We start from the raw sequence: 10,652 nt of genomic DNA, 5'->3' as shown, positions 1-10,652 counted from the left end.
ACGTATCTGGCACTTCCTTTCAGCCTGCATCCTACCTTTATCGTGATTCCATTCGCCGCACTGTTTGCATTCGCTGTGGCAGTGACCGCGAGTACGTTCAAGAAGTATTTGTGAAACCAGCGGGATCAGGGCGATGCGATCAATCTGGTGTGAGCGGTACAAGAATTGACTTACTCGGTCCTATCCGCTTGCTTCAACAGTTTGCGCTGCACCGTCACCCACACGCGGACGCGTTCGTTGATCTCATTGCGCACGCGCCGGAAGATCAACCGTTGGGCGTTGACATCGCCCGGCGCGGCGGCCGGGTCCTCGAAGCCCCAGTGAATCCGCTCATTATCGCCCGGGAAGGTCGGGCAATTGTCGCGTGCCCGGTCGCACACCGTGATGACGTAGTCGAAGGACTGCCCGAGAAATTCCTGGAGATCCTTGCTGCGGTGGTTGGACAGGTCCAGGTCGATTTCCGCCATGATCTGACGGGTCAACGGGTGAATCGGTTTGGGGTCGGTGCCGGCGCTGTAGACCGCGAAATCCTCGCCGCCGAAGTGCCGCAACAGGGCCTCGGCCATCTGGGAGCGGCAGGAATTGCCTGTACATAAAAACAAGACGCGGAGGGGATAGGCCATGCGTTTTTCCTTTGCAAAAGATGATTGGCATTGGCCCGTAATATATGCTTGACGGAATATATGGTCAAGCATATATTAGTAATCATGAATGTAACCGCCGATACTGTTTTCACCGCCCTGGCCCACCCGTTGCGGCTGCGCGCGCTGTTGCTCCTGCAACAGGAAGGCGAACTCTGCGTGTGCGAGCTGACTCACGCACTGGACGTCTCGCAACCCATGATCTCTCGCCACCTCGCCCACTTGCGCCGGGACGGCCTGGTCAGCGACCGCCGCCAGGGCCTGTGGGTCTATTACCGGCTGCATGAGGCCTTGCCCGCCTGGGCTCGGCAGGTGCTGGCGGACACGGCCGCGGGTGTCGCTGATCAGACGCCCTATGCCGATGATCGTGCGGCCTTGTCGGTCATGCCCAACCGGCCGGGCAGCGCCTGCTGCGCCTGACACGAGATCCACAACAACAACCCAAGGAGTCCTGAATGAACATCCTGTTTCTTTGCACCGGCAATTCCTGTCGCTCCCAGATGGCCGAAGGCTGGGCCAGACAGTTCGCCCCGTCCGGCTGGCGCATTGAATCGGCCGGTATCGAGGCGCACGGCAAAAATCCGCGCGCTATCGCGGTGATGGCCGAGGCGGGTGTCGATATTTCCGGGCAGGAATCCACCCGGGTCACCGACGCCATGCTCGAGGCCGCCGATCGGGTGGTCACCGTCTGCGGCCACGCCGACGAGCACTGCCCGGTGCTACCGCCCGGCACGCGCAAGGAACACTGGCCGCTGGACGATCCGGCCAAGGCCGCCGGTACGGAGGAGGAGGTCATGGCGGTGTTTCGCGCCACGCGCGACGAGGTCAAGGCACGCGTGGCCGAACTCATTGCACGTCTGCGCGAGGAGAACGCGGCATGATGAGTCGTCTTGCCCTGTGGTCCTGCCTGGTGTTTCTCGCTCCGGTGGCGCAGGCCTTCGAGGTGGCGCCGCAGCGTGTGGCGGAAAATGTCTATGCCCTGGTCGGGCCCACCGGCGCCCGAACCTATGAGAATTATGGCCTCAACGCCAACTTCGGCTTCATTGTCACCGAAGAGGGCGTGGCAGTGATCGACAGCGGCGCCTCGCGCCAGGGTGCGCAGGTGATCGAACGCGCGGTGCACACGGTGACGGCGCAACCCATCCGCTGGATCATCAATACCGGCTCGCAGGATCACCGCTGGCTGGGCAACGGCTACTTGCAGGAAAAGGGCGCGCAAGTCATCGCCCTGCAACGCACGGTGCGCACCCAACGGGAATTTGCCGTCCAACACCTGGCCGGATTGAAATCCGTACTCAAGGAGCGCCTGGCCGGCACCGAGGCGCGGTTCGCCTCGCAACCCATCGCTGGCGACAGCGCGGTTCTGACCCTGGGCGGCATAGCCGTCGAATTGCGCTGGTTTGGTGACGCACACTTTCCCGGTGACGCCGTGGTATGGCTGCCGCGACAACAGGTGCTGTTCAGCGGCGATCTGGTCTATGTGGATCGCATGCTCGGTGTGTTGCCCTGGAGCAGGGTCGGCAGCTGGCGCACCGCCTTCGATGCCGCCCTCGCCACCCTGAAACCGGCAATCATCGTCCCCGGCCACGGTAGCGTGTGCGATGCCGACAAGGCGCAACGTGACACCGGTGACTATCTCGCCTGGCTGCTGGCCGAGATCAAACCGGCGGCGGAAAACTGGGAGGGGCTCGACGCCACGGTGAATAAATATGGCGATGCCACGCGCTGGCGTTACCTGGAGAATTCCGACGCGCTGCACCGCGGCAACCTCAACCGCAGTTACGTGCAATTTGAAAACAACAAAACCGGCGAGGTGCCTACACCATGAGTACGCAATGCGAAACCACGGCAAAGAAAGCTGCCGGTGCCGGGATGGGTTTCTTCGAGCGCTATCTGACCGCCTGGGTGTTTCTGTGCATCCTTGTCGGCATCGCGTTGGGCCATTTTTTCAATGGCGCTTTCCAGGCCATCGGTGAGCTGGAAATCGCGCAGGTCAATCTGCCTGTGGCGGTGCTGGTGTGGCTGATGATCATCCCCATGCTGCTCAAGATCGACCTGCATGCGCTCAAGGGTGTCACGCAACACTGGCGCGGCGTCGGCGTGACCCTATTTGTCAACTGGGCGGTGAAACCCTTTTCCATGGCGCTGCTCGGCTGGTTGTTCATCGGCTGGCTGTTCCGCCCGTGGCTGCCGGCGGAGCAGATCGATTCCTACATCGCCGGTCTCATCATCCTCGCCGCCGCTCCCTGTACCGCCATGGTGTTCGTCTGGAGTCATCTTTCAAAAGGCGAGCCACACTTCACCCTGTCGCAGGTGGCGCTCAACGACGTGATCATGATCTTTGCCTTCGCGCCCATCGTCGGGCTGCTGCTGGGCCTGTCCGCCATTACTGTGCCGTGGGATACGCTGCTGTTGTCGGTGCTGGTCTATATCGTGGTGCCGCTGGTGATCGCCAACCTGTGGCGCAACTGGCTGCTCAAGGGTGAACACGGTTATCTGCGCCTGCAACGGGTGCTGGATCGCATGCACCCGGTGTCGCTGTCCGCGTTGCTCGCCACGCTGGTGCTGTTGTTCGGTTTTCAGGGTGAACAGATCATAAAGCAGCCACTGGTCATCGCGCTGCTGGCGGTGCCCATCCTGATCCAGGTGTTCTTCAACTCGGGGCTGGCCTACCTGCTCAACCGTGCGGTGTGCTCGCCGCACTGCGTGGCAGGACCCTCCGCGCTGATTGGCGCCAGCAACTTCTTCGAGTTAGCCGTCGCCACCGCCATAGCGCTGTTCGGCTTCCAGTCGGGCGCGGCACTGGCCACCGTGGTGGGTGTACTCATCGAGGTACCGGTGATGCTGATTGCCGTGGGCGTGGTCAACCGCACTCGCGGCTGGTATGAGGCGCGTGAAGGGGTCGTTCCGCATGAGCAGTGCTGCCCGGCGGACTTGCATGTGCACGGAGGCCATTGACCGTCATGTTCGACGCACTGGCCAATCTGATCGTCTACCAGTGGCTCGGCTTGAGCGCCGACAGCCATGCCGGCGCGGCGCTGCACTTCTTTGTCATGGACACGGCGAAGATCTTCGCCATGCTGGTGATCATCATCTACATCATGGGCCTGCTGCGTGCGCTGCTCTCACCGGAGCGGGTGCGCGACTACGTGCGCGGCAAACCCAAATGGCTGGCGCGCTCCTCGGCCGTGACCCTCGGCGCGGTGACGCCGTTCTGCTCCTGCTCCTCGGTGCCGCTGTTCATCGGTTTTGTCGAGGCAGGTATTCCGCTGGGCGTCACCTTCTCGTTCCTCATCGCCAGCCCGATGATCAACGAAGTCGCGGTGGTTATCCTGCTCGGCATCCTCGGCTGGAAATTGACGGTAATGTACGTCGCCGCCGGTCTGACGGTGGCCTATGTCGGCGGCATGATCATGGAGCGCTTTAAACCGGAACGCTGGGTTGAAAAATACGTCTGGAAGATCCAGATGGGCCAGATGGCGCAGGCCGTGCCCGATACCTCGCTGGCCGGCCGACATCGCTACGCCTGGGGTGAGGTGCGCGAGATCGTTGGTCGCCTGTGGAAGTGGGTGGTCGCGGGCATCGCCGTCGGCGCACTATTTCATGGTTATGTGCCGGAAGCGTGGGTGACCGAGCATCTGGGCGGCAAGGACAACTGGCTCGCCGTGCCCGGCGCGGTGCTGCTGGGCGTGCCATTGTATTCCAATGCCACCGGCGTGATTCCCGTGGCTGAGGCCATGCTCGGCAAGGGCGTGGCCGTCGGCACCACGCTGGCCTTCATGATGAGCATCGCCGCGCTGTCATTGCCGGAGATGATCATCCTGCGCAAGGTCATCAAGTGGCCGGCGCTGGCGCTGTATGCCGGGATACTGGCGATTGCGTTCACACTGGTGGGCTGGGGTTTCAATCTATTTGTTTGAACGACAGGAGTAACGAAATGACCGAACAACCCCAACTGCACTCATCCATCGTCGCCATGATCTCGCTGGCCGCCGGCATCGCCGCCAATCACCCGGCCATGGGCCAGTGCCAGCTGAATCGCCTGCGAGCGGCCGGCGTGCCGCAACAGCAGATCGATACTGTGATCGAGATCGCCCGCCACATCCGCGACGAGGCGGCGCAGAGACTCGACGCCGCCTTTGACGAAGCGGCGGCCGCGCTGCCGAAGCCGAAGGTGGAAAAGGGCACGTCGCTCGATGTTCAGGTCACCGAATCCGCCTGCTGCACGCCGACGGCGAGTGGCCAGTCCTGCTGCTAGTATCTATATTAGGAGTTACATCATGAAAAACATCAAGGTACTCGGCACCGGCTGCGCTAACTGCAAGCGCACCCTGGCGCTGATCGAAGAGACCGCCAAGGCCAAGGGCGTCGAGGTCGAACTGGAAAAGGTCGAGGACATCGGCGCTATCATGGGCTATGGTGTCATGTCCACCCCCGGCGTGGTGATCGACGGCACGGTGGTGCACGCCGGCGGCGTGCCGGATCGCAAGAAGATTGAGGAATGGCTGGCGGCTTAGTGGTATTTCGCGAAATGCCTGTCCTTTCCGACCAAGTGGCTGTGCATTCTGGAATCGGACAGATTCCTTGCTCAAGGTTAATGCGCATGCCGATGGAAGGAAAAAATGTTAAATACTTTTATTAGCACATAGGAGGAGTAAATCATGCCAACTGCAGGTGAAGGTATGCCACCGGGCTTTTTCGTGTTCGGTCCCATCATGTGGGTTGTTATCGCGATAATCGTCATTATCCCATTCTGGGCAATCTTCTCGAAGGCCGGGTATTCAAAGTGGCTGAGCCTTTTGATGGTGATCCCGATCGTGAATCTCATTGCGCTCTATTTTCTGGCGTTCTCCGCCTGGCCCTGCCTGCAAAGGCGGGATTGAATGAGCATGGCGCAAGGCGAGTGTTCCGTAGTGCGTCTCCTTCTACACCGGAGTAAGGAGCGTTTATGAATCTGATTTCAGCCAGGGAACTGACCAAGACCTACTGTGCGGGGGATGTCGAGGTGCGCGCGGTGCGCGGGGTGGATTTTTCTATTGAAGCCGGCGCATTCGTGGCCTTCGTTGGCCCGTCCGGCAGCGGCAAGAGCACGCTGTTGAACATGATCGGCGGGCTGGACCGGCCCAGCGGCGGCACGCTGACGGTGCTGGATACCGACATTGCGAAACTCGACCGCGCCGACGCGGCGGCGTTTCGCGGCAGTAACCTTGGTTTCATCTTCCAGGATTTTAATCTCATCCCGGTGCTCTCGGCCAGCGAGAACATCGAGTACCCACTGTTGATGGTGCAGGACTGGCCGGCGGACAAACGCCAGGCACGGGTCAGGGAATTGCTCGAGGCGGTGGGCATGGCGGATCAGGCGGACAAGCGGCCCGACCAACTCTCGGGCGGACAGAAACAGCGCATCGCGGTGGCCCGCGCCCTGGCCACGAATCCCAAACTGGTGCTGGCCGATGAACCCACCGCCAACCTCGATCACGATACTGCCTACCGCATTCTTGCGCTGATGAAAAAGATGCGCGACGAGTTCGGTACCACGTTTATCTTTTCCACCCACGACCAGAAGATCATGAACGAGGCCGAGGTCACGTTCACCCTCGAAGACGGCCGCTTAACGAATCATCCGGGAGGTGCCGCATGAGCCGTATCCTCAAACTCGCCGCGCGTAACCTGGCCCGCTACTGGCGGCGCACGTTGCTGACCTCGGGGCTGATCGTGCTGGGTATTGTCGCCGTGCTGTTGTTTGTCGCAGTGGCTGGGTCCTTCAAGTCGGTTATGATCGGCACGTTCACCGACTCCATGCTCGGCCACCTGCAGGTGCACCGTAAAGGTTATGTCGCCTCCATCGACAATCTGCCGCTGAATCTCAACATGAAACCGGCGCAGGTAGAGAAAGTCGAGCAGGCGCTCGCGGCCATTCCCGAGGTCGAGGCCGTATCACCGCGGCTCAAGTTTGGCGCCATGTTCAGCAATTTCACCGAGACCACCAACATCCGGTTGAACGGGATTATCCCCGCACGCGAGGCCACCGCCATGCCGGGCCTGGTCGAACGCCTGGTGGACGGCAGCCTGGCCAACGGCCTGATCGAGCCGGGCAAGCTGCTGATCCCGGAACTGCTGGCCAAGGGCCTGAAGGTCAAGCCCGGCGACACCGTGGTGCTGGTGGCGACGAATGTGGACGGCTCGGTCAACGGCCAGACCTTCGTGGTGCAGGGCGTGCTGGGCGACGTGACCGGGCCGGGCGGGCGCGACGGCTACCTGCACATGGACGACGCCCGCACCCTGCTGCGCATCGATGGCAAGGAGATCAACGAGATCGCCGTGCGCCTGAAAAATATCGATCAGGTCGAACGGGTCACGACGCAACTGCGCGCAGCGCTGTCGGGCATGGTCAATCCGCAAGGCCAGCCGCAGATCGACGTACACACCTGGGACCAGCTCTCGCCGTTTGCCAACATCGCGCGCATGATCGATCTGCTGGATCTGTTCATTCGCATCATGCTGGTGGGCATCGTGCTCATCGCCATCATGAACGTGATGATCATGGCGGTGTACGAGCGCATCCGCGAGATCGGCACTATCGCCGCCATCGGCACGCCGCCGCGGCGTATCATGGGGCTGTTCCTGAGCGAGGGCCTGCTGCTCGGCCTGGTCGGCACGGCGATCGGCACGGCCATCAGCCTGCTGCTGGTGTATGCGCTGAACCTGTGGCCGGTGAGTTTCGCCTTCGGCCGCCAGGTGGTCGTGTTGGCGCCAGCTCTCGCGGTGGGCGAGGTGCTGTGGATCGGCGGCATCGTCATCCTGGTGGCGGTCGTCGCCAGCCTGCAACCGGCCTGGAAGGCGGCGCGCATGGATCCGATCACTGCCTTACGACATGTATGAGGTTATCTATGAAAACAAACTCGTTGTTCCATGCCGCAATACTGTGGCTCATGCTCGGTGGCGCGATACCTGCGTACGCGTTCGATGCCACCGCGGTACTCAAGGAAGTGGATACCCGCATGGCGCCCGCTTCGTATGAGATGTACCGCAAGCTCATCAATATCGAGCCGGACGGCAAGCGCAAGGAGTTCGTGCTCTACACGGTCAAGAAGGGCGACGACAAGATGGTCGCGCTGTTTCTCGACCCGCCCAGCGAGAAGGGCCGCAGCACCCTGCGTCTGGGCGACAACCTGTGGCTGTATATTCCGAATGTCGGCAAACCGATCCGCATCACCAGCCTGCAGTCGGTGATCGGCGGCGTGTTCAATAATTCCGATATCCTGCAACTGGATTTCAGCGTCGAATACACGGCCAGCGCCGCCGGCGAGGAGAACAACCAATACATCCTCGAACTCAAGGCGCGCGGCGCGGCGGTGGCCTATGACAAAATGAAGATGTGGGTGGACAAGAAGACGCGCACGCCGTTGACCATCGAGGCCTATGCCGCCAGTGGCCTGCTGATCAAGACCCTGCACTATTCCGAGATCAAGGACTTCGGCCACGGCCTCATGCGTCCGGCCAAACTGGTCACCGACAGTCCGCTGTATAAAGGCTACCAGTCGGTAATGCTGTTCGACGGCCTGCGCCCGCGCGCGTTTGCCGACGAGGTCTTTACCCTGGATTACCTGCCGCGGGTGGGCGAACTGCGTCAATGAGAGGGATCGCCCTGGCCCCGTTACTGATCGGTTGGCTGGTGACGGGGCCGGCCATGACGGCGATGGCCGCCGAGAGTTTCAGTTTCGACTTCGGCCAGTATGAAAAGAAGCCCTATGAATTCGGCGGCTACCTGCAAGGCAGCGCCGAGCATTTCGATGTTGATCCCGGCGCGGCGTTGAGCGCCCTGACTTTTCCCGACGGCGCGCCGGACAGTTATCAACGCTACCGAGGCGTGCTGGAGCTGAGCGGCAAATACCGCTGGGACGCGGTCAGTATCAACGGCCTGTGGCACGGCGAGTCGCTGGATGACTACAACGGCAATCGCCACGACACGCGCTTTTACGAACTCTACCTCGATGCGCAACCCAACGAACGCTGGACCCTCACCGCCGGCAAGCGTGCGCTACGCTGGGGCAAGGGTTACGCCTTCAACACGGTGGGTTTCGTGGAACGGCCCAAGGACGCCACCGATCCGGAACTGGCCCGCGAGGGTTTTGTGCTGGCCACCGCCGAGTATGTGAAGAGTTTCAGCGGGCCGCTGCAAACCGTCTCGTTCACGCCGGTGATCCTGCCGGTCACCGATGACATCAACGACGACTTCGGCGCGCAGAAGGATACCAACCTCGCGGCCCGGCTGTACATGCTGTACCGCGACACCGACATCGATGTCATGGTGCGCCGCGGCGACAGCCGCCCAAATGCCATCGGTATGGATTTCGCCCGCAACCTGACGACGAATTTTGAAGTGCACGGTGAGCTGGCATGGTTTGACGACCGTAGCCACCGCGTACTCGAGGCCGGCAACACGCTGGCACCGCGCGAAACCGGGGACGTTGACTGGCTGCTCGGTCTGCGTTATCTCACCGCAGCCGAGACCACCTGGATCGCCGAGTACTACCACAACGGCGCCGGTTACACGCCGAATGAAATGCAGCGCTTTTTTGACCTGGCCCGCAATACGCTCACCAATCCCGCATTGCGCCCCGCAGCGCAGGCGGCACGCCAGGCCGGTTACGGCGTCGCGCAGCCCATGCAGGATTATCTATATATAAGAGTGTCACAAAAGGAACCCTTCGATGCGCTGTACTGGAGCGCCGGGGCCACCACTATCATCAATCTGCACGACAGCAGTTACACCCTGATCCCCGAGGCGATCTACACCGGCATCACCGATCTGGAACTGCGCGGTCGCCTCACCCTGCTTGAAGGCGGGGCCAACACCGACTTCGGCGAGCGTCCCAACGACTGGCGCGCGGAGTTGCGGCTGCGGTATTTTTTCTAAATACAATCAGGGAGGACCTATATGCTCGAATACGAAATCACCGCCAAACGCATCGACGCCCATGGCAGCAAGGTGCAGTGCAAGGACGCGGAACTGGTCATCGATACCGATCTCAAGGGCAGGGCGGATGCCTTGAACCCCGCCGAGCTGCTGCTGGCCGCTGTCGCCGCCTGCATCCTGAAGAACATGGAGCGCATCGCGCCCATGATCCAGTTCGATTACAACGGCGTCACGGTCAGGGTGCACGGCGTGCGCCAGGACTCGCCACCGAAGATGGTGAGCATCAACTACGAGATAATTGTCGACAGTGATGAAAACGACCGCAAGCTGGAACTCATGCACGACAACATCCGCAAGTACGGCACGGTATACAACACCGTGGCGCCGGGTACGGAACTAACCGGCACGTTGCGCCGCGCGGAGGCCTGAGTGTGACACGCCGCTGGGGAGGAGGGCGAGAGAGCTCATTCGTGTACCACTATGCCAAGAAGGCCGTGCTACCGCTCGTAGTGATCACCTGGGTAACGTATCTGGCACTTCCGTTCAGCCTGCATCCTACCTTTATCGTGATTCCCTTCGCCGCACTGTTTGCATTTGCTGTGGCAGTGACCGCGAGTACCTTTAAGAAGTACCTTTGAAAAATACGGGCGGAACAGGGCAATCTGTCTGATTCAGGAGATGTCAGCTTTGGAGCCCATAATATCTGGAAATGTTCACGATTCTGGGTATTAACGTAATTAACGTCCAGAATAGTGGACGTCACGATCATGTTGGGATTACTGGAGATATATTGATATAACGTCCATTATAATATACACTATATACAATAGTGACCATAAAATTGGACGATAAATGAGAAAAACCCAGCTAGACTTGATGGTGCCGATTCCGGTGAGGCGGGCGGTGCGTAAGCTTGGACAGGATATCCGTGATGCCCGACTCAGGCGGCGTATTCCAACGGCTGTTATGGCCGAACGGGCCTCTATCAGCCGAACAACCCTGAACAAGATAGAAAAGGGTGACCCCGGCGTTTCGCTGGGTAACTACGCCAATGTGCTCTTTGTGTTGGGCATGGCGGAGCGGTTGGGTGA

At 60.7% G+C, this 10,652-nt stretch carries 16 protein-coding genes and 1 pseudogene; 16 read left to right on the top strand and 1 reads right to left on the bottom strand.

Going from position 1 to position 10,652, the window contains the following annotated elements:
- On the top strand, positions 1-114 hold a 114-nt coding region (locus RRB22_15485), incomplete at its 5' end, for a DUF4400 domain-containing protein (protein MDT8385805.1).
- Between the two features lie 56 nt (positions 115-170).
- Here RRB22_15485 and RRB22_15480 read toward each other — a convergent pair.
- Positions 171-623, bottom strand: coding sequence for an arsenate reductase ArsC (locus tag RRB22_15480; protein ID MDT8385804.1), 453 nt, complete (start codon positions 621-623; stop codon positions 171-173).
- An 84-nt stretch (positions 624-707) separates the two neighbouring features.
- Between RRB22_15480 and RRB22_15475 the strand changes: the two genes are divergently transcribed.
- From RRB22_15475 to RRB22_15405, 15 genes and pseudogenes are all read left to right on the top strand, one after another.
- On the top strand, positions 708-1,061 hold the full coding sequence (locus RRB22_15475) for a metalloregulator ArsR/SmtB family transcription factor (protein ID MDT8385803.1): 354 nt from the start codon (positions 708-710) through the stop codon (positions 1,059-1,061).
- Positions 1,062-1,096: 35 nt separating this feature from the next.
- On the top strand, positions 1,097-1,522 hold the full coding sequence (gene arsC / locus RRB22_15470) for an arsenate reductase (thioredoxin) (protein MDT8385802.1): 426 nt from the start codon (positions 1,097-1,099) through the stop codon (positions 1,520-1,522).
- Complete coding sequence (locus tag RRB22_15465) at positions 1,519-2,469, top strand: MBL fold metallo-hydrolase (protein ID MDT8385801.1); 951 nt, start codon at positions 1,519-1,521, stop codon at positions 2,467-2,469. The genes arsC and RRB22_15465 overlap by 4 nt, the downstream gene beginning before the upstream one ends.
- A 44-nt stretch (positions 2,470-2,513) precedes the next feature.
- Positions 2,514-3,599 carry an ACR3 family arsenite efflux transporter gene (arsB, locus tag RRB22_15460; protein ID MDT8385800.1) on the top strand — a complete coding sequence of 362 codons (1,086 nt, stop codon included), beginning with the start codon at positions 2,514-2,516 and terminating at the stop codon, positions 3,597-3,599.
- 5 nt (positions 3,600-3,604) lie between these two features.
- On the top strand, positions 3,605-4,561 hold the full coding sequence (locus tag RRB22_15455) for a permease (protein MDT8385799.1): 957 nt from the start codon (positions 3,605-3,607) through the stop codon (positions 4,559-4,561).
- A gap of 17 nt (positions 4,562-4,578) precedes the next feature.
- Positions 4,579-4,899, top strand: coding sequence for a hypothetical protein (locus RRB22_15450; protein MDT8385798.1), 321 nt, complete (start codon positions 4,579-4,581; stop codon positions 4,897-4,899).
- Between the two features lie 22 nt (positions 4,900-4,921).
- Positions 4,922-5,158, top strand: a complete 237-nt coding sequence (locus RRB22_15445; GenBank protein MDT8385797.1) for a thioredoxin family protein — start codon at positions 4,922-4,924, stop codon at positions 5,156-5,158.
- Between the two features lie 144 nt (positions 5,159-5,302).
- A complete protein-coding gene (locus RRB22_15440; GenBank protein ID MDT8385796.1) occupies positions 5,303-5,524 on the top strand; it encodes a hypothetical protein in 222 nt (73 codons plus the stop codon).
- Positions 5,525-5,589: 65 nt separating this feature from the next.
- The gene (locus tag RRB22_15435) at positions 5,590-6,282 is read left to right on the top strand and encodes an ABC transporter ATP-binding protein (protein MDT8385795.1); all 693 of its coding nucleotides are present in this window, start codon (positions 5,590-5,592) and stop codon (positions 6,280-6,282) included.
- Entirely contained in the window at positions 6,279-7,523 is a 1,245-nt protein-coding gene (locus tag RRB22_15430; GenBank protein ID MDT8385794.1) for an FtsX-like permease family protein, read from the top strand. Before RRB22_15435 ends, RRB22_15430 begins: the two co-directional genes overlap by 4 nt.
- Before the next feature lie 50 nt (positions 7,524-7,573).
- Positions 7,574-8,278 (top strand): outer membrane lipoprotein-sorting protein, encoded by a 705-nt coding sequence (locus RRB22_15425; GenBank protein MDT8385793.1) that lies wholly within the window; start codon positions 7,574-7,576, stop codon positions 8,276-8,278.
- Positions 8,275-9,561 (top strand): hypothetical protein, encoded by a 1,287-nt coding sequence (locus RRB22_15420; GenBank protein ID MDT8385792.1) that lies wholly within the window; start codon positions 8,275-8,277, stop codon positions 9,559-9,561. The genes RRB22_15425 and RRB22_15420 overlap by 4 nt, the downstream gene beginning before the upstream one ends.
- A gap of 21 nt (positions 9,562-9,582) precedes the next feature.
- Positions 9,583-9,990, top strand: a complete 408-nt coding sequence (locus RRB22_15415; protein ID MDT8385791.1) for an OsmC family protein — start codon at positions 9,583-9,585, stop codon at positions 9,988-9,990.
- An 8-nt stretch (positions 9,991-9,998) separates the two neighbouring features.
- Positions 9,999-10,199, top strand: a pseudogene (locus RRB22_15410) (DUF4400 domain-containing protein).
- Positions 10,200-10,413: 214 nt separating this feature from the next.
- Positions 10,414-10,652: hypothetical protein (locus tag RRB22_15405; GenBank protein MDT8385790.1), on the top strand; the 239-nt coding region annotated here is incomplete at its 3' end.

The organism is Gammaproteobacteria bacterium, from assembly GCA_032250735.1.
Lineage (GTDB): Bacteria > Pseudomonadota > Gammaproteobacteria > SZUA-152 > SZUA-152 > SZUA-152.
This window is presented reverse-complemented; position numbering and strand designations above follow the sequence as displayed.